Annotated in this window: 21 protein-coding genes; 13 read left to right on the top strand and 8 right to left on the bottom strand. The window is 48.7% G+C overall.

The annotated features are described in order from the left end of the window. The first annotated feature begins 154 nt into the window (after positions 1–154). Genes DSZ37_RS05280 through DSZ37_RS05295 form a run of 4 tightly spaced genes read left to right on the top strand, consistent with a single transcriptional unit; the run spans position 155 to position 3225 of the window. The gene (locus tag DSZ37_RS05280) at positions 155–589 is read left to right on the top strand and encodes a sugar 3,4-ketoisomerase (protein ID WP_109725901.1); all 435 of its coding nucleotides are present in this window, start codon (positions 155–157) and stop codon (positions 587–589) included. After that, positions 586–1683 carry a DegT/DnrJ/EryC1/StrS family aminotransferase gene (locus DSZ37_RS05285; protein ID WP_109725902.1) on the top strand — a complete coding sequence of 366 codons (1098 nt, stop codon included), beginning with the start codon at positions 586–588 and terminating at the stop codon, positions 1681–1683. Before DSZ37_RS05280 ends, DSZ37_RS05285 begins: the two co-directional genes overlap by 4 nt. Positions 1684–1705: 22 nt before the next feature. Continuing rightward, positions 1706–2209 (top strand): GNAT family N-acetyltransferase, encoded by a 504-nt coding sequence (locus DSZ37_RS05290; RefSeq protein ID WP_181380250.1) that lies wholly within the window; start codon positions 1706–1708, stop codon positions 2207–2209. Between the two features lie 50 nt (positions 2210–2259). After that, a complete protein-coding gene (locus tag DSZ37_RS05295; protein ID WP_109725904.1) occupies positions 2260–3225 on the top strand; it encodes a glycosyltransferase in 966 nt (321 codons plus the stop codon). Positions 3226–3273: 48 nt separating this feature from the next. Here the strand turns inward: DSZ37_RS05295 and DSZ37_RS05300 are convergent, their stop codons facing one another. The 3 genes from DSZ37_RS05300 to DSZ37_RS05310 are packed head-to-tail and all read right to left on the bottom strand — an operon-like array spanning position 3274 to position 7766. Continuing rightward, a complete protein-coding gene (locus tag DSZ37_RS05300) occupies positions 3274–4374 on the bottom strand; it encodes a glycosyltransferase WbsX family protein (protein WP_109725905.1) in 1101 nt (366 codons plus the stop codon). Continuing rightward, entirely contained in the window at positions 4367–6649 is a 2283-nt protein-coding gene (locus DSZ37_RS18210) for a glycosyltransferase (protein ID WP_109725906.1), read from the bottom strand. The genes DSZ37_RS05300 and DSZ37_RS18210 overlap by 8 nt, the downstream gene beginning before the upstream one ends. 22 nt (positions 6650–6671) lie before the next feature. After that, positions 6672–7766 (bottom strand): glycosyltransferase family 4 protein, encoded by a 1095-nt coding sequence (locus DSZ37_RS05310; protein WP_109725987.1) that lies wholly within the window; start codon positions 7764–7766, stop codon positions 6672–6674. A 188-nt stretch (positions 7767–7954) separates the two neighbouring features. On the opposite strand from DSZ37_RS05310, the gene DSZ37_RS05315 reads away from it, so the two are divergent. The 3 genes from DSZ37_RS05315 (at position 7955) to DSZ37_RS05325 (ending at position 10299) form a co-directional block, all read left to right on the top strand. After that, complete coding sequence (locus tag DSZ37_RS05315; protein WP_109725907.1) at positions 7955–9349, top strand: O-antigen ligase family protein; 1395 nt, start codon at positions 7955–7957, stop codon at positions 9347–9349. 247 nt (positions 9350–9596) lie between these two features. Next, positions 9597–9827 carry a hypothetical protein gene (locus DSZ37_RS05320; protein ID WP_109725908.1) on the top strand — a complete coding sequence of 77 codons (231 nt, stop codon included), beginning with the start codon at positions 9597–9599 and terminating at the stop codon, positions 9825–9827. A gap of 157 nt (positions 9828–9984) precedes the next feature. Next, the gene (locus DSZ37_RS05325) at positions 9985–10299 is read left to right on the top strand and encodes an SH3 domain-containing protein (RefSeq protein WP_109725909.1); all 315 of its coding nucleotides are present in this window, start codon (positions 9985–9987) and stop codon (positions 10297–10299) included. Positions 10300–10344: 45 nt separating this feature from the next. Here the strand turns inward: DSZ37_RS05325 and DSZ37_RS05330 are convergent, their stop codons facing one another. Continuing rightward, positions 10345–10596, bottom strand: a complete 252-nt coding sequence (locus DSZ37_RS05330) for a hypothetical protein (protein WP_109725910.1) — start codon at positions 10594–10596, stop codon at positions 10345–10347. A 197-nt stretch (positions 10597–10793) separates the two neighbouring features. Between DSZ37_RS05330 and DSZ37_RS05335 the strand changes: the two genes are divergently transcribed. From DSZ37_RS05335 to DSZ37_RS05355, 5 genes are all read left to right on the top strand, one after another. Further along, entirely contained in the window at positions 10794–12434 is a 1641-nt protein-coding gene (locus DSZ37_RS05335; RefSeq protein ID WP_109725911.1) for a glutamate--tRNA ligase, read from the top strand. A 129-nt stretch (positions 12435–12563) separates the two neighbouring features. Then, complete coding sequence (locus DSZ37_RS05340; RefSeq protein ID WP_109725912.1) at positions 12564–14573, top strand: class I tRNA ligase family protein; 2010 nt, start codon at positions 12564–12566, stop codon at positions 14571–14573. Between the two features lie 104 nt (positions 14574–14677). Continuing rightward, on the top strand, positions 14678–15397 hold the full coding sequence (locus DSZ37_RS05345) for a hypothetical protein (RefSeq protein WP_109725913.1): 720 nt from the start codon (positions 14678–14680) through the stop codon (positions 15395–15397). Between the two features lie 137 nt (positions 15398–15534). After that, the gene (gene cysK, locus DSZ37_RS05350; protein ID WP_028521418.1) at positions 15535–16464 is read left to right on the top strand and encodes a cysteine synthase A; all 930 of its coding nucleotides are present in this window, start codon (positions 15535–15537) and stop codon (positions 16462–16464) included. A gap of 33 nt (positions 16465–16497) precedes the next feature. Next, on the top strand, positions 16498–16893 hold the full coding sequence (locus tag DSZ37_RS05355; RefSeq protein WP_109725914.1) for a pyridoxamine 5'-phosphate oxidase family protein: 396 nt from the start codon (positions 16498–16500) through the stop codon (positions 16891–16893). 192 nt (positions 16894–17085) lie between these two features. On the opposite strand, the gene DSZ37_RS05360 is transcribed toward DSZ37_RS05355, so the two are convergent. From DSZ37_RS05360 to rpmB, 4 genes are all read right to left on the bottom strand, one after another. Next, positions 17086–18429 carry an MATE family efflux transporter gene (locus tag DSZ37_RS05360; RefSeq protein ID WP_109725915.1) on the bottom strand — a complete coding sequence of 448 codons (1344 nt, stop codon included), beginning with the start codon at positions 18427–18429 and terminating at the stop codon, positions 17086–17088. Positions 18430–18727: 298 nt separating this feature from the next. Further along, positions 18728–19489: an amino acid ABC transporter ATP-binding protein gene (locus DSZ37_RS05365; protein ID WP_109725916.1), complete on the bottom strand. Its 762-nt coding sequence runs from the start codon at positions 19487–19489 to the stop codon at positions 18728–18730. A 15-nt stretch (positions 19490–19504) separates the two neighbouring features. Further along, positions 19505–20209: an amino acid ABC transporter permease gene (locus DSZ37_RS05370; RefSeq protein ID WP_109725917.1), complete on the bottom strand. Its 705-nt coding sequence runs from the start codon at positions 20207–20209 to the stop codon at positions 19505–19507. A gap of 194 nt (positions 20210–20403) precedes the next feature. Then, positions 20404–20589, bottom strand: coding sequence for a 50S ribosomal protein L28 (gene rpmB / locus DSZ37_RS05375; RefSeq protein ID WP_019678047.1), 186 nt, complete (start codon positions 20587–20589; stop codon positions 20404–20406). Positions 20590–20803: 214 nt separating this feature from the next. On the opposite strand from rpmB, the gene DSZ37_RS05380 reads away from it, so the two are divergent. Further along, on the top strand, positions 20804–21502 hold the full coding sequence (locus DSZ37_RS05380; protein WP_109725918.1) for a site-2 protease family protein: 699 nt from the start codon (positions 20804–20806) through the stop codon (positions 21500–21502).

The following is a 21502-nucleotide window of genomic DNA, read 5'->3' on the forward strand; positions in this document are numbered from 1 at the left end:
TGCGTCATTACTGTAGAATGTCACAAAAATGAGCAGGATCAGTTTTATTTGTCGTGTTTTTCTTCCATTTTTGCTCCCGAAAAGGTATAATATTAATATATGTGTATACCGCTGTGACGGAATTGTTTTGTCAGCGGTGGAAAGGGGAGCACTTATGCAGGTTATCAAATATGTTTTTCAGCCCCACGGTGACGACAGAGGTCAGCTGGTGGCTCTGGAGGAGTTCAAGGATATCCCGTTCAGGATAAAGAGAGTTTATTATATGTATGATACCGTTGCGGACGTTACCCGCGGTAAGCACGCTCACAAGTCGCTGCAGCAGATACTCGTATGCATTCACGGAAGCTGCAAGGTGAGACTGGATAACGGCAGGGAGAAAAAAGTCATCCCTCTCGAAAAGCCCTATGAGGGACTCTATGTTTCAAATGCCATGTGGAGGGAAATGTTTGATTTCTCTCCCGATGCTGTGCTCATGGTCCTTGCATCGGAGCTGTATGACGAGAAGGACTATATAAGGGATTACGATGAGTTCCTTGAATATGTCAAGAATTGCGGCGACACTGCTGTGGCAGAGGAGGCTCCTCTATGATGGTACCTTTTGCAAGCTTCAGACCTATGGAGAAGGAGCTGGGGGATAAGCTCAGGGCAGCCTTTGAGGAGGTCCTTGCTTCGAGTTCCTATGTCAGAGGTGAGCAGTGCAGGCTGTTTGAAGCGGAGTTCGCAGAGTACTGCGGAAGAAAGCACTGTATAGGCGTGGGAAACGGTCTTGATGCCATTTACCTGTCACTGAAAGCCCTCGGCATAGGACAAGGCGATGAGGTCATAGTTCCCTCGGATACGTTTATCGCAACTGCACTGGCTGTTACATATACGGGCGCTGTGCCTGTGTTTGCCGAGCCCGATATGAGAACATACAACATCTCTCCCGAGGAGATAGAAAAGCACATTACCGACAGGACGAGAGCGGTCATTCCCGTTCACCTATACGGTCAGCCTGCGGATATGGACAGGATAATGCCCATTGCAAAAAAACACGGGCTGTATGTGGTGGAGGACTGCGCTCAGGCTCACGGCGCTCTGTATAAGGGCAGAAAGGTGGGAAGTTTCGGCGATGCTGCCGCTTTCAGCTTCTATCCCGGAAAAAATCTCGGTGCCCTTGGGGACGGCGGTGCTGTTGTCACCGACAATGAGGAGCTTGCCGACAGGATAAGAGCTCTCGGAAACTACGGCTCGGACTACAAGTATCATCATATATATCAGGGAAACAACTCCCGCCTCGATGAGATGCAGGCTGCTTTCCTCAGGGTTAAGCTCAGGGAGCTGGACAGGATGAACGCCTTCCGCAGAGCCGCTGCGGACAGATATTCGTCGGGAATAGTCAACAGAGAGGTCATCCTTCCCTTTGTTGCAGAGGGCTGTGAGCCCGTGTGGCATATCTATGCGGTGAGGTCACGGAAAAGGGACAGGCTTTTGTCTTACCTTGAGGATAAGGGCATATCAGCAGGTATGCACTATCCCTGCCCCATTCATCTTCAGAAATGCTATGAGGAGCTGGGCATGAAAAGGGGAAGCCTTCCTGCGGCTGAGGAGATCAGCGCTACGGAGCTCAGTCTGCCCATGTTCTATGGCATGACAGAGGAGCAGACCGACTATGTGATAGATGCCATAAACTCGTTTGTATGAGTCAGGAAAGGAATGAATGTCAATGCAGCTCAGAGCACTTGAAGCAGGAGATGCAAAGCTCATGGCTGAGTGGATGCACGATAAGAATGTGTGCAGGTATATGAAAAAGGACTTTGGCTCAATGACCGTGGAGGACTGCGAAAGGTTCATCGCATCATGCAGCAGCAGCTCCGAGGATCTGCATATGGCTGTTGCCGATGACAGCGGCGAATATATGGGGACGGTATCGCTCAAGCATATCGGTCTCACCGAGGGGACAGCTGAATTTGCCATCGTTGTAAGGAGCTGCGCTATGGGCAAGGGGTATTCGTCCTTCGGCATGGCTGCGGTTATAAAATTGGGATTTGAGAAGCTGGGACTGAAAAGGGTCATCTGGTGCGTGTCGAGAGACAATCTCCGCGCGGAGAGGTTTTACGTCAGAAACGGTTACAGGCAGTTTTATGACGTTCCCGAGGATTACAGACAGCTCTATCCCGACTACGGTGAGCTTGACTGGTTCGAGGCAGTCAGACCCGATGATGTATAAGGAGAGCTTTGATTTGAACAGTAAGAAACTCAGAAAGGTGAAGTCGGATAATGGCGAAAAAATTCGATGTAAGCGTATGTGTTGCAATATATAATTCCGACCCGCTTCAGCTGTTTATGACTCTGGCATCAATGATACGTCAGAAACAGGTCAGCTTTGAGGTCATCGTTGCCGATGACGGTTCGGTATCGGATATGTCGGAGCAGATACGCGCATTTTTCAAGGCAGAGGGCTTTGAGGATTACAAGATACTGCGGAGCGAAAAAAATAACGGCACCGTTATCAATTACCTGAGGGCAGCTGTAAGTTCATCAGGAAAATATATCAAATGTATCTCGGCAGGTGACCTGTTTTACTCAGAAACTTCATTGTCGGAGCTTATGCGGTATATGGAAAGGAACTCTCTTGACGCCTGTTTTACTGATGCTGTGTACTATAACAGCAGAGGACTGCCTGAGGTATCGGTAGATCCGCAGATAGTCGGTGTACATCGGAAAAGGTACCTTTATCTGCAAAAGCTATGCTATCTTATACTCAGCGACAGGGCGTGCGGCGCAGCATGGCTGGTCAGGAGAGAGGAGTTTCTAAGGTATATGAGACTCTTTGCCAATAAAGTCAGATTTTGCGAGGACAGCATATACTGCCTGATGATAATGGACGAAAAAAGAGTAGGCTTCCGCTATGAGCCATCAATATATTATCACTACGGAGACGGGCTCTCAACAGCCAAAAACGAGACATGGACCCTGAAGCTTCGCGAAGACGATAATGCCGTTAACCTTATACAGCTCAGAAGATGCAGGGGAAACAGCTTCTTTGAAAAAAGGTACAGATTTTTTCTGAGATTTTTCGACGCAAGAAAACGGCTGATAAACATCGTACTGAAGATGTTTGTATTTCCCGAGGTCCTGCCGCTGTGGATATTGCAGAAGACTCGCAGGCGGAAAAATGTTAAGTCGGCTTCCTTTGCATTTCTGGAGGAATGCAGGAGCGCTGCGGAAAAGTTTATGCTCTAATATCAGAAAAAGCCATAAAGAAGTAACTGCTTCTTCATGGCTTTTCTTTTATTCTGCTGATTTTTGGTATGCTTCGAGATAGGCATATGCAGATACGGAATCGGGTTCGAGATATGCTCCCTCGCCCCACTCGTTCCACGCAGTAAGGAAGATGTAATTCTTGCCCTGACGGCTGCATATTTCTCTGAGTCTGCGGAGATAGCCGCAGAACTTTTCCGGAGTGGCTCCGAGGACGGCTTTTCCCTTGCTGCCCCGTCGAGGTGTATCATCATAGCTGACAAAGGCGCCGTAGTAGGTGTTCTTGTCGCGGCAGCGTCTGGCATTTGCGATTATCCTCTCCCACACATCGTCATAGGAGTAGGTCTTTACTTCGGTCTGTACCTTGTGTCTGCGGAAAAGCCTGCCAAGACGGTCGATGAACCGTCCCCAGCCCGAGTACAGCGGTTCATATCTGAACTTCTTCGCCGATGAGGGTATGCCGTGGAATGGATTGTAGCTGTAAACTACCTCAACTCCTGCAAAGCCCTCACTGACAGCCAGTTTGTTCCAGTACGCCGCCATTTTTTCAGTGTCGGGAGAGTAGTTGTATATGAGGAAAAGCGGCTTTCCACTGTCCTTTATGTACCTTTCGTCTTTGAAGTAGGGGAGCAGGAAGTCGAAATGCTTCTTCCAGTCCTTTTCCGTGCCTTCCTTGTACTCTATGAGTATCTCGGGACCGCTCTCTGCGGCTCCCTTTTTTTCGTCCATGAGCGGCGACCAGTCGTTGCCCTTGACGCTGCTCCATGTGCGCTTCCAGCTGGCATTGTCCCAAGCGAAAAAGAATGGTACATCAATATCTTTGTTTTCAAGTATTATCTCGGCAGGTCTGGTAAGAGCCTGTTTTTCACTGCTGAACCAGTAATGATATATGCCGAAGCCCGATACGCCGTATTTTTTTGCAAGCTCAGCCTGACGGACTATGTCCTCCTTCTTGGAAAGGTCATAGTAATAGCCGTCCAGCGGTTTTTTTGGCTGGTCGTGACCGTCGAACAGTGGAACTGCCTTTTTTACCGAGACCCAGTCCGAAAAGCCCTTTCCCCAGAACCTGTTGTTCTCCTCCGTCTCGTGATACTGAGGAAGATACATGGCGAAAACCTTTACTTTATCCATTGCGCTTACCCTTTTTCCTCATAGTCCTGAAAAGCTGTGTTTCAAGCTGTCGGCTCAGGTCCTTCCAGTCAAATTTCTTCATGTGGGCGTCCACTGCGCGGAGATATTCCTCATCGGCGCTGTGCTGTGTACATTCATATATGGCATCGGCGACTGCTTCTGTGTCCGTGGGGGGGACTGTAAGTCCAAGCTCGCCTACTACCTCGGGAAGTGAGGAGGTGTTGGATACGACCACTCTTGCGCCGCATGATATCGCTTCAAGTGGCGGGATACCGAAGCCCTCGTACAGCGATACAAGCACGAATGCGGAGCATAATGAATAGAGCGCCACAAGCTCCTCATCGGTGACGAAGCCTGCAAAGCATATGTCAGCTGCAAAGGGGGAGCGGTCGGCGTAGTCCTTAACGGTTTCGTAGCCGCTTCCCGGCATACCTGCGATGATGAGGCTTCCGTCGTATCTGCCCGAGCGTTTCAGGCTCTCGAATGCCTTTATGAGGGTCATGGAGTTCTTTCCTGGGTGGTCCACTGTGCCTGTGTAGAGTATGAACTCGGTGGGGAGCCCTCTTGCCGTCAGTATCTCCCTTGCACAGCAAGCGTCCATCCTGCGGAACCTTTCTCTGTCAGCGCCGTTGAATATGACACTTATCTTATCCGCACCTATACCAAGGAACTTTATGATATCGTTCTTTGAGTTCTGTGAGACAGTGATGACGCTGTCGGCTCTGCGTGCAGTGATCGGGTCTGCTATCTTTGTCCTGTAAAACATCCTCAGCTTCGAGAACTTTTCGGGGATGTTGAATTCTATGAGGTCATGCATGATTATCGCCGTGGGAGCTGCCTTGAAAAGCAGCAGGGTGAAGTTGGGGATAAGTGCGATGTCTGCGCGCTCTTTCTTTACCACGAGAGGAAATACAAAGGTATTCCACAGCAGATTGCCCATGGAGCTGTTCTTGCTGACAGGATAGGTCTTTACGGTGACATTGGGATTTGTGAACTGCATATCCTCCGTCATGTCCTCGTTGGTGTAGACGATGTATTCCATGCCGCTGTCGGCATTGTTGAGCAGGTTTATAAGGTTCCTGCCGATGCCTGTTATCTTCTTGCCGACGTAGCCGCTGACTACCGCTTTTTTTCTGCGTCCGCGGAGCTTTCCCGTAGCAGGCTTTCCTGCGGCTCTGCCCAGACCGTTGCAGGCGTCTGCGTTCATATCGCAGGTGCTGCAGGCGTCAAGCTCAGCCTTTGTGACTTTGCCGTCCCTGAGCTTTCGGCAGATGGGGTTCTCATACATGGAATAGGGCTTGTCAGTGAAAAAGCTGCGAAGCTTATGGGTGAATACCCACCATGCAGGCTTCCATATGTACTTGTGCATTGCAGGCGATACGGAGCCTATCATCCAGCACTGCCTGTCGCAGTGCCTTACCTTTTTTCTGACTATCTCAGCCTGAGGACTGTTCCAGAGCTCCTTCCACGACTGCTCGTTGAGGTTGCCCATTATCTCCCTGTCCTTGGTGCCGTTGCAGGGCATAACATTGCCGTAGGGGTCGATGAAGAAGGTGTCAAAGGACATATCGCAGGGGAGAAGACGCGGCTGTCCGTAGATGTAGTTGATGAGACCGTGGTTGAAGTAGGCTCTGAACCACTTTTTCGGGCTTTTGGACTTCAGCAGCCTGTTGATGAGCTTCTCGAAGTTAGCCGCGACCATGGGGCGGTCGTGGATAATGTTCCTGCTCTCCACGAAGTAGAAGCTGTTATGGAGGCTTGCTGTGGCAAATTCCATGCCCAGCTTATCGGAGATATTGTAAAGGGGCACAAGGTCGGGGGCATTTCTGTCCTGTACTGTCATGCCGAAGCCTATATCCTCAAGCCCCATTTTTTTCAGCTTCAGCAGTGTGCGATAGCCGCGCTGAAAGCCGTTTTCGAGACCTCTTATCTCATTGTTGGTCTTTTCCAGTCCCTCTATGGAAATTCGTATGCCTATCTTGGGAAATTCCTTTGCAAGAGCGATTATCCTGTCTGTGAAAAAGCCATTGGTGCTGATGACGATACGGTCGGACTTCTTGTACAACTCCCTTACGATGTCGGGCAGGTCTGTGCGTATAAAGGGCTCGCCGCCTGTGATGTTGGTGAAGTACATCGGCGGAAGCTTCTTTATAGTCTCTATGCTCAGCTCCTCCTCGGGCTTTGAGGGGGCTTTATAGCGGTTGCACATGGAGCACCTTGCGTTGCAGCGGTAGGTAACAATGACCGTGCCGTTGAGTTTTCTGTTTCCTGACATATTTCAGCAGCTCCCTTACTTGTTATTTGGTATACAGCGACAGGGTCTTTCGGGTTATTCTGTCCCAGTCGTATTTTTTCAGTATATAGTCCGCAGCGCCTTTACGATAGCTTTCCGCAAGCTCCTCATTCTCTATGAGGGCGCGGAGCTTTTCACGGAGGTCATCGATGCTGCCCTTTTTGAATACTGCGGCTTTATCACCGACTACTTCGGTACACTCGGGGATATCAGACACCAGACAGCAGCAGCCGTAGCTCATGGCTTCAAGAAGGCTCAGAGGCATTCCCTCAAGGTCTGAGGGCAGGCAGTAGACATAGCAGTTGGAGTAGAGCTCGTCCAGCACTTTTCCCTGCTGAAAGCCTGTGAAGATGACGTTATCGCCTGCAAGACGCTTCAATTCGTTCATGTAGTCCTCGGTGTCGGAGCTTCCTCCCGTTATGACCAGTTTCTTGTCGGTGGAGATGCCCTTCCACGCTTCGATGAGGTAGGATATGCCCTTTTCGGGGACTATCCTTCCGAGAAACAGCACATATGAGCCTTTTTCCAGTCCCCACTTCCTGATGAGGTCGGGCTCGCGCTTTTCGGGACGGGTGGCTCCGTTGGGGATGAATATGGTCTTTCTGCCGTAGGTCTCCATAAAATAATCCTTTACGTCGCGGCTGAGGACGATGATATGGTCGGCGTATCTGACAGCTTGTTTCTCGCCGAACTTTATGTATGCAGAGGCGGCTCCGCCCCATTTTGCCCTTGCCCAGTCAAGACCGTGGACGGTCACTACCACCTTTTTTCCCGTGAGCTTGGGGATAAGGCACATTGCAGCAGGTCCCTCGGCGTGAATGTGTATGGCGTCGTATCTGCCGAATGCACAGGCAAGGGAAGCAAAAAATGATGAGGTCAGGGCGGCAAGACCCTTTTTGTCCAGCGTGGGAACTTTTTTTATCCTTACGCCTTTAAGACTTCGTGCATTGCTGCCGTCATAGGCTTTTCCCGAGACGTGATGTCCCGACCTGTTGTAGCAGGTGACGCTGTGTCCGAGAGCTGACATCCTTGTGGAAAGCTCCTCCACTACCACTTCGACACCGCCCTCACGGCTCGGTATCCTCTTGTGTCCGAACATGGCTATCCTCAGTTTTTCTGCCAAAAGCTCCGCCCCCTTACGGTACTTGATATTTACACATTAATTATAATACATTGCCCCTTGTTTTGTCAATAATGACCATGTTCCGCTTGACACTTTCCGATATATGGAGTATAATACAATAAGCCGCTTTTTCGGCGGATGATCTAATATATGGGGGTCTTGCCATGGAACAGATAAAAAAGAGGATATCGGATTTCTTTGAGCTGATAACGTCGGAGCGGTTCTTTTTCTATTACATTGCCTTTGTAATGATAGCTCTGCCCGTTACGGAGATATTTGACGAGCTGCATTCCATGATATTCGCCAGCCAGCCCATAATCGTGGAGATGGCAGGATACTTCGGTATATTTATCTTTGCGGTACACTTTCTGAAGCATCAGGGGATAAAGTATTATCTCTCGGACCTGCTGTACTTCCTGCTGTTCGTTTTTGCGGTGCTGTCGGCGGTGTTCTCGCATAATAAGTATGACACCTTCCACGGCTTCTATTATGACGAATGGCTGTTCAATTTTGTGGGATATTTCAGCCTTATGCTGGCAGGCACCATGATACAGGACAAGCAGCTCAGAAAGAAGCTCATCAATATATTTATACTCGTCACTGTGATACAGGTCTCATTCGGAGTGCTCCAGACCTTCGGCATCAGCCTGAGAGAGTGCTATTTCGATACGGAGATAATCATGAGCGCAAAGCGCAGCTATGGTCTTATCCAGCATTCAAACTGGTTCGGCGGTCTTACCGTTCTGCTGTTTGCCTGCACCTCGGGAGCCTTTCTGTACACGCAGAACAAGGTTATGAGAAATGCCTGCTATATCATATCTGTGATATGCTTCTATACGCTCATATCCGCGGAAGCCCGTCTTGCATGGGTGGGCGTTTTCGGCTATCTGCTCTTCCTTGCTGTGTCCATCATAGTCATGAAGCGTAAGGGACTTGAAAAAGAAAAGCTCATGAGCATAACCAAGCGCCTGCTGGTACTGCTGCTGGGGATGGCGGTGGTGACAGTTATCGCCATCGTATTCTTCGGCAGGATAATCGAAAGAGTTCAGCAGACAAAGACGGAGATGTCAGGGGACGGCTTCATTCACATGGGACGCGAAGGCATGGGCTCGGGAAGAGTCTATATCTGGAAGCAGGGACTTAAATCGGTGCCCGACCACTGGGCTTTCGGTATCGGTCTCGACAATTACAGAGATGTTTTCCTGTCAGACTCTGAGTTCGATGGTATGTTCACTCAGGGCAAGGGTCATAACGAGTATATACACTATCTTGTTACACAGGGCGTCTTCCAGCTCATTACATACCTGACGCTGCTTATACATACAGCTGTTACGGGAGTGAAAAATGTCATCAGAAATGATGACAATGAGGAGAGATACCTCAACTGGATACTCATGGGTATGTTTTTCGGATATACCGCGCAGGCATTCTTCAACAGCAGCGTTGTCAATGTAGTGCCGTACTTCTGGATAACCGTAGGTATGCTGCTCACTAAGAAGAACCAGCGACCTCTCGGCAGCTCAAAAAAGAATAGGGAAAGTGCAGCTGCCAAGCACTGAAAATAGTATCAAACGCCCCGAGAATAAACTTCGGGGCGTTTTTTATTTGTATTATGACGGGAAACTGTATAGAAAAATTTACAAAATGTTCATAAGTGATGTGAAAACTCGGATTTTTCGTGTTATATGGCGATCATATATTGTTGCGTTTGTATAATCACTCTTGACAACTGTGAATAAAAGATGTACAATATATGCATAAGGATTCCGGAACCCTTAAAAATAATATGTAAAGGACGCTAAAACCATGAAGAACATTTTCAAAAAGATCTCAGCAACAGCAATGGCAATCGCTCTTCTCGGTGCTGGTACATCACTCGCACCAAAGAACAACGATGCAGCAAAAGTACACGCAGCACATCAGCACTGCGCTTGCTCAGGTGTCAGAAAAGAATACAAGTGCCTGACAGGTTCTCACTACTATGTTTGGGTTTACAGCAACTGCTGCGGACACCTCCTCTACACTTATATTACTTGATCGTAAGATAGTATAGGATATCAAAAGCTCCCCTGAGAAATGGGGAGCTTTTTTATGTTTAAAATTCATCAAATCTCTTGACAAGAGCAAAATAATATGTTATACTCTGCTCATAAGACCGCGAGGTCTTAAATTTAAAGTAAAGGACTTGGAATCAATGAAACACACAATCAAACGCATCACATCACTCGCACTCTCCATCGCACTACTCGGCACAGGAACTATCATCACCAAAACAGCAGTTCCCGAGTTCGACACAGCTATCTCAGCAGATGCAGCTAATGTATACGGTCAGAGATATGTTGTAAAAGCAAGCCCCTATCTCAATGTCAGGAGCGGACCTTCTATCAATTGCGGTGTGATCGGAAGGATCAATAACAATACGACTATTTATGTTTACGGCTTCTATAATGGCTGGGCTTCGGTAAGCACAAGCGGTGACGCATGGGTAAATGCGGCATACATCTTCTGATAACGATGGAAAAGCTCCTCTGATAACAGGGGAGCTTTTTATGCTTTAATATTCATCATCATCGTCATCGTAGTATCTGTGTTCTGTGTCGTAATTGTCGAAGCTGTGGGACTCGCTGTTCATATAGCGCCTTACGCTCAGTATTACAAGAACTATTCCGATGGCAATGACCAGAAATCTTGAAATGAACAGCGATGCTATAAGACCGACGATCCAGATAAGGTTGAGCTTTAAGTCCAGTATATGCCCCTGCTGCCGGGTAAATCTGCGTTTATTATGTCTATAAGGATCAAACATTTTTATCCCTTTCCCTTTAGTAGTATATTTGATAGTGGAACTGTTATTGATCCTTATTATACCGTTATTTCAGTCCGCTGTCAAGTGGTTTTCGGCAGCGGTTTTTAGTCATTGACTTTGGCGGCGCTATGTGGTATAATTAAATAAATATTGCCTGTATCTATTATGGGCTCAGAATTTACAAAAGGATTGATAATATGGATTTTAAGGCACTTGCAGAACTTCTTTTCCCCGATGTCAAGGAAACTCCCGAGGATATCGACGCTCGTTTCCCCGAGAGACAGCTCCCCGAGGGCGCCTGCGTTACCCGTATAGGACCCAGTCCCACGGGCTTCGTTCACCTCGGCAACCTCTATAACGCTATTATCGGCGAGCGTATCGCTCACCAGTCTAATGGTGTTTTCTACCTCAGAATAGAGGATACCGACAACAAGCGTGAGGTGGAGGGTGCTGTTGAGACAGTCATCAACGCTATGGACTACTTCGGCGTTCACTTTGATGAGGGCGCTACTGCTGATGGCGACAACGGCAGCTACGGTCCCTACAGACAGCGTCAGCGCAAGGAGATATACCATGTTTTCGCAAAGCTCCTCACCGAGAGGGGACTTGCTTATCCCTGCTTTATGACTGCCGAGGAGATAGAGGCTGTCCGCGAGCAGCAGACTGCAAACAAGGAAAATCCCGGAGTTTACGGTAAGTATGCAAAGTGCCGTGACCTTACGATAGACGAGGTAAAGGCAAATATCGCCGAGGGCAAGGAGTGGGTGCTCCGTTTCAGAGGTCAGGAGACAGGCGAGACCATAGCTGTTGAGGACGCTATCCGCGGCAGGCTGGAGATGCCCAGAAACAACATGGACTTCGTTCTCCTCAAGAGCGACGGTATCCCCACATACCACTTCGCCCATGTTATAGATGACCATTTCATGCGCTCGACTCATGTTATCCGCGGCGAGGAGTGGATATCCTCTCTGCCAATGCACGTTGAGCTGTTCAACACTCTCGGCTGGAAGCAGCCCATATACTGCCATACCGCTACTCTTATGAAGATAGACGGCGAGACAGGCGGCAAGCGCAAGCTCTCAAAGCGCAAGGACCCTGAGCTGGCACTGGCTTACTATCAGCAGGAGGGCATCAGCAGAGACGCTATTTGGGAGTTCCTGCTCACTCTCCTCAATTCCAATTACGAGGAATGGCGTATAGCCAATCCCGAGGCTGACTACCATGACTTCCCCTATGCGCTGGACAAGATGTCAGTTTCGGGCGCTCTGGTGGATCTTGACAAGCTCCGCGATATCTCCAAGAATGTTATCTGCCGTATGCCTGCACAGCAGGTCTGTGACGGCTGGCTGGAGTGGTGTGAGGAGTACAATGACGAGTACGCAGGTCTTATAAAGAAGTACCCCGAGAGAACTCTTGCTGCTCTCAATGTTGGCAGAGGCGGTGCAAAGCCCAGACGTGATATCGAAACATGGAAGCAGGCTTGCGACTTCATGAGCTTCTACTACGACGAGACATTCAAGGTGACAGACTCTATGCCCGAGGAGTGCGACGAGGCAACCGTTAAGGAGTTCTTCGGAAAGTACCTCGCAACTTATGACCACAGCGACGATTCCGCTGCATGGTTTGATAAGGTAAAGACAATCACCGAGGAGATGGGCTTCGCTGTAAAGCCCAAGGACTACAAGAAGAACCCCGACCAGTTCAGGGGAAGCATAGTCCACATCACAAATATGCTCCGTATCGCTCTCACAGGACACGCCAATGCTCCCGATATCTGGGAAGTCAGCCATGTTCTCGGCGAGGAGATAACACGCAAGCGCCTTCAGGCTTTTTCATAATGCATAATTCATAATGCATAATGCATAATTAATGGTCGCCTGAAATTATTCAAATCCGTCCGCGATAGCGGACACCACAATTATGAATTATGAATTCTTAATTATGAATTATATAAAGAGGTAATAAAAATGTCAGATAAAAAGGAAAAGAAGAATTTTGAGATACCCCGTCCTGTGTTCCCGAAAAGATGTATCGTCACAGGCGGTATGCCATACGGCAATAAGGAGCTCCACTTCGGTCATGTGGGCGGTATGTTCGTTTTTGCGGACACCTTCGCCCGTTTCATGCGCGACCGTATAGGCAAGGACAACGTTATATTCGTGGGCGGTACAGACTGCTACGGCTCTCCCATTGCAGAGGGCTGGCGCGTAAAGGTGAAGAACGGCGAGTTCGAGGGCTCACTTGAGGACTTCGTTCAGAGAAACCACGACAAGCAGAAGGAGACTCTCGATGCTTACGGCATCTCTCCCAATCTGTTCGCAGCTTCCGGTCTGGGACGCTCCAAGGAGATACACGCATCGGTCACCGACCGTTTCATCAGCTCTCTCCACAAGAAGGGACAGCTGGACCGCATAACCACCATGCAGTTCTTCGATGAGAAGGCTGGTGTGTTCCTCAACGGCAGACAGGTAATCGGAAAGTGCCCCGTTGACGGCTGTACTTCCGAAAAGGGCTACGCAGATGAGTGCGATATGGGCCATCAGTATATGCCCGAGAACCTCATCAACCCCGTCAGCACCCTGACAGGCGAGACTCCCACAATGAAGCCCGTTACCAACTGGTATTTCAAGCTCCGCGACTACGAGCAGCTCATGAAGGACTGGGTGGAGGAGCTCAAAAAGCGCAAGGACATCCGTCCCGTTGTGTGGAAGACCATTGACGAGTTCCTCAAAAACCCCGTTATCTACATAAAGCGCGAGTTTGAGGAAAAGTACATGGAGCTGAAAGACTCCATGCCTGCTCATGAATACCTTGAGGAGCCCAAGAAGCCCTCATTTACAATAGAATTCACAAAGCTTTCCGACTGCGATGAAGCCTGCCGCATACTCACCGAGAACGGCATACGCTACCGTACCGGAAAGACTCTCGTTCCTTTCCGCCTTACAGGCAATATCGAGTGGGGCGTTCCCGCTCCCGTAATGGACGGCGTTGACGGTCTTACCGTCTGGGTATGGCCTGAGTCCCTTTGGGCTCCTATCTCGTTCACAGAGACATATCTGGAGTCCATCGGCCATGACACTAACGAGTGGAAGGACTACTGGTGCAGCAAGGAATCAACTGTATATCAGTTCATCGGTCAGGACAACATCTACTTCTACGGAATTGCCGAGCCTGCTATGTGGATGGCTCAGCAGGAGAGCGATATCAAGACTGCCGACCCTGCCGAGGGAGAGCTCCAGATGCCTGTTATCGTGGCAAATCACCATATTCTTTTCCTCGACAAGAAGGCTTCCAGCTCGGGCGCTGTAAAGCCTCCTATGGCTGACGACCTGCTCAAGCACTATACTCCCGAGCAGCTCCGTATGCACTGGCTGGGACTTGGTCTGGGTCAGCGCTCCGTAAGCTTCATGCCCAAGCCCTACAACCCCGACGCCAAGCCCGAGGACGCGGATCCTGTTGTTAAGGACGGTCTGCTCCTCTCGAATGTATACAACCGTATGATAAGAACTGCTTTCTATACCGCTCAGAAGGAGCTGGACGGCATCATGCCCGACAACGCTCCCGAGGAGAAGTTCCGCGAGGAGGCAAAGAAGGCTGTGCTTGACTACGAGAGGCATATGTCCAAGTTCGCATTCCACCAGTGTACCTACGTTCTGGACAGCTATATCCGCAACGGAAGCAAGTACATGGCTAAGGCTCTCACAGGCGACTATCCCGACAAGGAAGTGCTGAAGCAGTCCCTTGCCAACCTGTTCTACATGATAAGGATAGCAGGTGTGCTCCTGCACCCCATGGCTCCCTTCGGCACAGAGAAGCTTCGCGAGTATCTGGAGGTCGACGAGCGTATCTGGTCATGGGATACTATCCTTGAGCCTGTGAACTACTTCACAGGCGAGAACCACAAGCTGAAGTTCCTGCCTCCCAGAACGGATTTCTTCACCCGTCACGAGAGCCAGTTCGCTGCGGCTGAGGAATAATAAGTATCATGAGGAACGCCTTTTTCGGCGTTCCTTATCGTTAACTGAGGGTAAACGAAGTATTGCATTGCTCCTGATAATAACACTGAAATGAGAAATAGGATATGAAACACAGCCAAATAAACGAAAGTACAAAAAAATGGAGAATATTCCGGATAAAGGTCAGTATCTGTATCGGACTTATGATAGCCGTGCTGGTCATATCACTGTTACAGAGAGCGGATATGCCGCCAATTATGACAGGGGAGCAGGGCTTACGGGAAGTTTCACATTTTTTTCTGAAACGAATTATCCTTTCTGTCGCCAAAGAATTTGTCATTGCAGTGATCATTCTGGTGCTGATGATTCTTCTCGTAGGGGAGAGAAATCGCCATACTAAAAAGCAAAAAGCTATTTTTAGTTTGACGTTTATCGTTATATTCCTATTTATTGAACTGCTGACTGTAAGAAGTGACCCTTTCAGACCCCAGCTTGACAAAAACGGATATCCGTTAACAAGGAATATACGATATATAGCCTTTGAAGCTGATGTTCTCAGAGATATCAGATATGGCGAGACTGTTGAGACCGAGGCGGTGGGCTGCTATATTTCAAATAAGGAATATACGAAAATAATGAGATGGAGCAGACACGGAACAAAACGTGATACAATGGCGGACTACTGCGATTATCACGTTATTAAGAACGGAAACGGAGAAGACATCGCTCAGATATCACTGGGAGAGGCTTTGGGATCGGAGCTTGCTATTGACCCCGAAAAGACCTATACAGTCAGGCTCTATAAGCATTCGGGACTTTTGGCTTCCATTGAGGAAAAACAGTGATTTGAAAGCGAATGTCAACATGGGATCAGCTCTGTTTTGTGGAGTGCAAAAAAATCCTTGCGTTTTAGTCGGATTTATTGTATAATAGTAATGTTATGTGACTATCAGGCTGTAAAGCCATCTAAGGAGAACTGTCAATGATATACAATAATATTCTTGAAGCAATGGGTCATACTCCCATGATAAAGCTCAACCGTATGAACAAAAAGGGCAATGCCGACGTACTCGTAAAGTTCGAGGGACTCAACGTGGGCGGTTCCATTAAGACCCGTACCGCTTACAATATGATACGCCATGCCGAAATGGAGGGAAAGATCAACGAGAATACCATAATCGTTGAGCCTACCAGCGGCAATCAGGGCATAGGTCTCGCTCTTGTGGGAGCTGTTAAGGGATACAGGACAATTATCATCATGCCCGATTCCGTCAGCGAGGAGCGCCGCAAGCTGGTCAACCACTACGGTGCAGAGGTAAAGCTCATCCACGATGACGGCGATATCGGCAAGTGCATTCAGGAGTGTCTCGATACTGCTCTGAGAATGGCTGAGGAGGACGAGAATGTGTTCGTGCCCCAGCAGTTTGCCAATGTTAACAATATAGGCGCACACAAGTATCACACAGCCCTTGAGATTCTGGAGCAGTCTGCGGTGAAGATAGACGGCTTCTGCTCGGGAATAGGCACAGGCGGTACTATAACAGGTATCGGCGAGGCTCTCAAGGCTCAGTATCCGGATATGGTCATATGGGCTGTTGAACCCGAGAATGCTGCTATCCTTGCAGGCGGCAACATCGGCACTCATCTCCAGATGGGCATAGGCGACGGAATAATCCCCGATATACTTAATCAGAACATATATGATGATATCTATATAGTTACCGACGAGGAGGCTATACAGACCGCTAAGGACTTGGCTTCCAAGGAGGGAATAATGTGCGGTATCTCCAGCGGCACAAATGTTGCGGCAGCTCTGAAGCTTGCCGAGAAGCTGGGTGAGGGCAAGACAGTCGTTACTATCCTTCCCGATACTGCCGAGAGATACTTCTCAACACCTTTATTTGAGGACTAATAAGCACGGAATGTGCATAAGGAGGTATATTTTATGAGCAAACTCAATGATTTTCTCACCGAAGCAGGAGTTTTCTTCCTGGCTACAAAGGACGGCGACCAGCCTAAGCTGAGACCACTCGGTCTCCATATGGAAATGGACGGAAAGGTTCTTTTCGGCGTGGGAGACTTCAAGGACGTTTACAAGCAGCTCGTTGCTTCGCCCCTCTGCGAGATAGCTGCCTGCAAGCCTGACGGAAAGTGGCTCCGCTACACAGGAAAGGCTGTATTCGAGACTGACCCCAAGTACGCAGAGGCTGCTCTGGACGGTGCTCCTCACCTCAGAGACATTTACAACGACAAGACAGGAAACAAGATGATGATATTCCGTCTTGAGGACGCAAAGGCTGTTATCATCCCCGTTATGGGCGAGGGCGAGAGCATACTGTAACAGCTGATTTAGCTGAGAGTTGAGAGTTATGGTGCCGCCTGCGGCAACAATATTTAAATACTGTGAGCGAAGCGAACACAGTAACTATTCACTATTCAATATTCACTTTTCACTGTTAACACTTGCGCTGAATTACGATTAGTCTTAGCTGCTGTGTAAAATGCCCCGAGGCGAAATGCTTCGGGGCTGTTTTTATCTTGTGGGAAGGGGACTCAGAGTCTCCGTCCATTTTTTTCTCATGCTCAGCACAAACATGGTTATTCCGACTACAGCTGTTATAGCTTCCGCTGCGGGTACCGTTGCCCACACCCATGTCATGCTGCGGAGTATGTATGCGGTAATTGCTATGGGTATCACCAGCACTGTTCCGCGGAGCAGGGAGATCATCTGCGCCCGTCCGGGCTTTTCCATAGAGGTGAAGTATATGGAGAATACGGAATTGACTCCCATGAACGGCATGAACAGGAAGTATTCGCGCAGACCCTTTTCAGCTATGCTCCTGAAGCCCTCATGGCTCTCACTGTTGAATGCTCCCACGATGCGGGAGGTACCCAGAAATACAGCGGCATATGCCAGAACCGAGAATATAAGCGCTGTAGTCATGGCGAGACGCAGTACATAGCTTATCGCCTGACTGTCATTGCGTCCGTGATATCGGCACATCAGCGGCTGGATACCGCTGGCGATGCCTGCGAATATGGCTGTGAAAACTATTGCCGTGTTGGCGATGACTCCGTATGCAGCTATACCCGTATTGCCTGAGATACGGTAGATGACGAAGTTGAATATCATTATGACAACTCCGCCCGATACCTCGGACAGGAAGGAGTGAAGTCCCAGTGAGACTATCTCTTTTATAGTGCCAAATGACGGAAGCATCGCTCTGAGACTGAATGCATTCCAGCCCGTTATAACGTGTATGCTCATCACCGCCATGCTGACAAAGGGTGCGATGCAGGTTGCAAGAGCTGCGCCGCTCATTCCCATATCAAGGCGGAAAATAAAGACGTAATCAAGTATGACATTGACAAGGCTACCGCTCAGCAGTCCCAGCATAGCCAGCCTCGGTGCGCTGTCGTTGCGCATGAAGCAGGCCATGAGGTTATTCATAAGAAAAGCGGGTGAAAAGAGAAGGACCTTCTTTATGTAGCTGTGAGACATTGCGAAGATACTTGCGTCCGCTCCCAGCAGGCGGGTGACCTGCTTTGAGAAGAATATGCCCAGTATCTCAAAAACTGCCGCAATGGCAAGCATGGCAAAGAAGGCGTTTGTGTAGACAGCATCGGTCTCTTTTCGTTCCGTCCGACAGTACAGCATGGAGAACTTGCTTCCGCCGCCCATTCCCAGCATCAGTCCGAAACCGTTCAGAAAGTTGAAAACAGGCAGTGACAGGTTAAGTGCGGCAAGTCCTTCAGACCCCATCCCCTTAGAAATAAAAAGTGTATCGATAAGAATATATACCGATACACCTAAAGAGCTGATAACATTCGCCAATATGTACTTGAAAAACACAAGCCGTATTGGTTTTTTATCCATTAAATTTTATGCCCCCCAATAATATCGGCGCTTTTTGAAGAAGCGTCAACTCAGATGTCAGTGCATAGCGGACTCAGAAAACGTCCCGTACTGTCATCTTTCTCATATCCATGGATATATTATATCACAGAAAAAGCTTGAAAGGCAATGTTTTTTCGGAAAAATCGGACAAATGCCGAAAACGGCGTGATTTTTGCCGAGGTTTATTAAAGTTTTGTACAAATCGCAACAATATTGGTATGACTAATTATTGAATATGCTCGGTTTTTAAGCAGCTTTCTTTTGGTTTAAGCTGATATCAGCTGTTGAAGCGCTTCAGGAACTGCTGTACTCGGTCGGAGGCGTTCTCACCGAAAAGTTGCCGGGGAGCTCCCATTTCCACGATGTAGCCGTTTTCCATGAATATGACTTTGTCGGCAACGTCCCTTGCAAAAGCCATCTCGTGAGTTACTATGACCATGGTCATGCCCTCTGCGGCAAGCTCCTTGATGACCTTGAGTATCTCTCCCGTAAGCTCGGGGTCAAGGGCAGAGGTGGGCTCGTCAAAGAACAGTATATCGGGATTGAGGGCAAGAGCTCTCGCGATGGAGACACGCTGCTGCTGACCGCCCGAAAGCTCGCAGGGATAGGACTTGTCCTTGCTTTCAAGTCCCATTTTCTTCAGCAGAGCCATAGCCTTTTCCTTTGCCTTGGCTTTGTCCTCCTTGAGTACGCACACGGGAGCCTCCGTGATGTTGCGGAGAACGGTCATGTGAGGAAAGAGATTGAAGTTCTGGAACACCAGTCCCGTTTTCAGTCTTATGGCGCGGAGAGTCTTTGTGTCGGCGTAGACAGTTTTGCCGCGGGAATTCTTTATGAGCATATCCGTGCCGCAGACGTTGATAACACCGCCGTCTGCGCGTTCAAGCTGGTTGATGCAGCGGAGCAGCGTTGACTTGCCGCTTCCCGAGGGACCGATGACTGCGACGACCTCTCCCTTTTCAACATTGAAGGAGATGTCCTTGAGCACCTCAAGATCACCGAAGCTCTTTGAAAGGTTCTTTACTTCAAGCATTGACATAACAGCTGCACCTCCTTATTTGTAGTAGTTGAGCTTTTTCTCGATAAATCCGAACAAAAGCGTCAGCACGGTTGCGAATGCGAAATAGAACACGCCTGCCATAAAAAGGGGCAGGAGAGAAGCATAGGTGGGCACCTGCTTCTTGGCAATGTACATAATCTCCATGTAGGGGATAGCCGAGGCGAGGGAGGTGTCCTTGACGAGGGTGATTATTTCGTTTGAGCTGGCAGGGACTACTCTCTTTATGACCTGTGGAAGGATTATGCGGAAGAAGGTCTGTATGCGGCTGAAGCCGAGAGCTCCGGCAGCTTCATACTGTCCCTTGGGGATAGCCTCGATGCCGCCGCGGAATATCTCAGCGAAGTATGCGGCATAGTTCAGTACGAAAGCGATGAGCAGCATATTGAATGTATAGCTTGCGCTGCGTATATCAACGCCGTCGAGAAGACTGTGGATAAATGAGGGGCAGCCCTCCCATTTCAGCAGATAGGGCACCGAATACTGGGCAACTATGAGCTGGAGCAGCAGGGGAGTTCCTCGCATTATGAGTATGTATATGTTTGTGAGCCAGCTTATGGGCTTGAATTTGCACATTTTCAGAAGTGCCACAATCATGCCCAGTGGTATTGACCACAGCAGGGTAAAACCGAATATCTTCAGCGTCGGCGGGATATATTCAAGCATTAGCTTAAACAGTGTCCCGATCTGTTCTTTTGTCATAATAATACCGCCTTTATCATATTAATAATTTATCACGATACAATGCCGATATCAATTATAACATATATTTCCGAGAATAGCAAGGAACGCGGAGAAAAAGTTCCCTTGCAGACGGCTTTGCCGCGAAACAGGCGTCAGGGGACAAAAAAAGAGCGCTCCCTTCGGAACGCTCCGTTTTTATCATGCAAAGATGATCAAGCTCTCTCAACCTTGCCTGAACGCAGGCATCTTGAGCAAGCGTAGATATGACAAGGAGTACCCTTGACGATAGCCTTTACACGCTTTACGTTAGGCTTCCATGTTCTGTTGGAACGTCTGTGTGAGTGGGAAACCTTGATTCCAAAGGTCACGCCCTTTCCGCAGATATCACATTTTGCCATTAGGTTGCACCTCCTTAACTAACCTGTAAAAATACAACATGATTATTTTAACACATAATCAGAAAAAAAGCAAGTGTTTTTTAAAAAAAATCAAAAAAATTTTTTTCGGCAGCTTAAAATGCGCTTTTTTACTTGAAATATATGCCGCTTTGTAGTATAATATATATTGTATAACTATTGTCGGAGAGTCTGCTCCGACGGGGAAAGGATATTTATGCAGTCAACAGGATTAAACATAGAATTGATAATGATGATAGTTGCAAGAGCTATCACTTTCATGCTTGTTATACCCATTCATGAGTCCGCACACGGTATCGTTGCAGGCTGGCTGGGTGACGACACCGCAAAGAAACAGGGACGCATCACACTCAATCCTTTTGCTCATATCGACCTTTTTGGTTTTATCTCCATGATGGCGCTCGGAGTGGGCTGGGCAAAGCCCGTTCCTGTTGACCCGTCGAAATTCAAGCACCGCCGTCTCGGCTACGCGCTGGTGTCTCTTGCAGGACCTGTCTCAAATCTTCTGGCGGCTTTTGTGGGCTGTCTGATATTTGTTGTCTCATCCTGTCTGCTTTTCGGCGCGGAGCATTGGGACTACATTCAGGGAACTCAGGTCCAGCAGGCGATATTCACTCTGCTGGTGGATTTTGTCAGCATAAATGTAATGCTTGCATTGTTCAACCTCATACCCCTGCCGCCTATGGACGGATTCAACTTCCTCAGGGCTTTCATGCCTGCCAGCTTCGATAACTGGGTATTCCGCAATCAGCGTACCCTCAGCACTGCTTTTTTCGTACTTATCATCATCGGCAGCCATATCTCGCAGGTGAGAATGGTGTTCACGTTCATTTACAACATCGTGCAGTGGCTTATCTGGATGTCTGTTTCATGGGTGCCTATGCTTTTCAAGTGA

Source organism: Ruminococcus flavefaciens, from assembly GCF_900116855.1.
GTDB classification, from domain to species: domain Bacteria; phylum Bacillota; class Clostridia; order Oscillospirales; family Ruminococcaceae; genus Ruminococcus; species Ruminococcus flavefaciens_R.

Excerpts from the sequence above, each read along its gene's own strand:
- DSZ37_RS05280 (WP_109725901.1), top strand. The coding sequence starts at position 155 with ATGCAGGTTATCAAATATGTTTTTCAGCCCCACGGTGACGACAGAGGT.
- DSZ37_RS05285 (WP_109725902.1), top strand. The coding sequence starts at position 586 with ATGATGGTACCTTTTGCAAGCTTCAGACCTATGGAGAAGGAGCTGGGG.
- DSZ37_RS05290 (WP_181380250.1), top strand. The coding sequence starts at position 1,706 with ATGCAGCTCAGAGCACTTGAAGCAGGAGATGCAAAGCTCATGGCTGAG.
- DSZ37_RS05295 (WP_109725904.1), top strand. The coding sequence starts at position 2,260 with ATGGCGAAAAAATTCGATGTAAGCGTATGTGTTGCAATATATAATTCC.
- DSZ37_RS05300 (WP_109725905.1), bottom strand. The coding sequence starts at position 4,374 with ATGGATAAAGTAAAGGTTTTCGCCATGTATCTTCCTCAGTATCACGAG.
- DSZ37_RS18210 (WP_109725906.1), bottom strand. The coding sequence starts at position 6,649 with ATGTCAGGAAACAGAAAACTCAACGGCACGGTCATTGTTACCTACCGC.
- DSZ37_RS05310 (WP_109725987.1), bottom strand. The coding sequence starts at position 7,766 with ATGTTCGGACACAAGAGGATACCGAGCCGTGAGGGCGGTGTCGAAGTG.
- DSZ37_RS05315 (WP_109725907.1), top strand. The coding sequence starts at position 7,955 with ATGGAACAGATAAAAAAGAGGATATCGGATTTCTTTGAGCTGATAACG.
- DSZ37_RS05320 (WP_109725908.1), top strand. The coding sequence starts at position 9,597 with ATGAAGAACATTTTCAAAAAGATCTCAGCAACAGCAATGGCAATCGCT.
- DSZ37_RS05325 (WP_109725909.1), top strand. The coding sequence starts at position 9,985 with ATGAAACACACAATCAAACGCATCACATCACTCGCACTCTCCATCGCA.
- DSZ37_RS05330 (WP_109725910.1), bottom strand. The coding sequence starts at position 10,596 with ATGTTTGATCCTTATAGACATAATAAACGCAGATTTACCCGGCAGCAG.
- DSZ37_RS05335 (WP_109725911.1), top strand. The coding sequence starts at position 10,794 with ATGGATTTTAAGGCACTTGCAGAACTTCTTTTCCCCGATGTCAAGGAA.
- DSZ37_RS05340 (WP_109725912.1), top strand. The coding sequence starts at position 12,564 with ATGTCAGATAAAAAGGAAAAGAAGAATTTTGAGATACCCCGTCCTGTG.
- DSZ37_RS05345 (WP_109725913.1), top strand. The coding sequence starts at position 14,678 with ATGAAACACAGCCAAATAAACGAAAGTACAAAAAAATGGAGAATATTC.
- cysK (WP_028521418.1), top strand. The coding sequence starts at position 15,535 with ATGATATACAATAATATTCTTGAAGCAATGGGTCATACTCCCATGATA.
- DSZ37_RS05355 (WP_109725914.1), top strand. The coding sequence starts at position 16,498 with ATGAGCAAACTCAATGATTTTCTCACCGAAGCAGGAGTTTTCTTCCTG.
- DSZ37_RS05360 (WP_109725915.1), bottom strand. The coding sequence starts at position 18,429 with ATGGATAAAAAACCAATACGGCTTGTGTTTTTCAAGTACATATTGGCG.
- DSZ37_RS05365 (WP_109725916.1), bottom strand. The coding sequence starts at position 19,489 with ATGTCAATGCTTGAAGTAAAGAACCTTTCAAAGAGCTTCGGTGATCTT.
- DSZ37_RS05370 (WP_109725917.1), bottom strand. The coding sequence starts at position 20,209 with ATGACAAAAGAACAGATCGGGACACTGTTTAAGCTAATGCTTGAATAT.
- rpmB (WP_019678047.1), bottom strand. The coding sequence starts at position 20,589 with ATGGCAAAATGTGATATCTGCGGAAAGGGCGTGACCTTTGGAATCAAG.
- DSZ37_RS05380 (WP_109725918.1), top strand. The coding sequence starts at position 20,804 with ATGCAGTCAACAGGATTAAACATAGAATTGATAATGATGATAGTTGCA.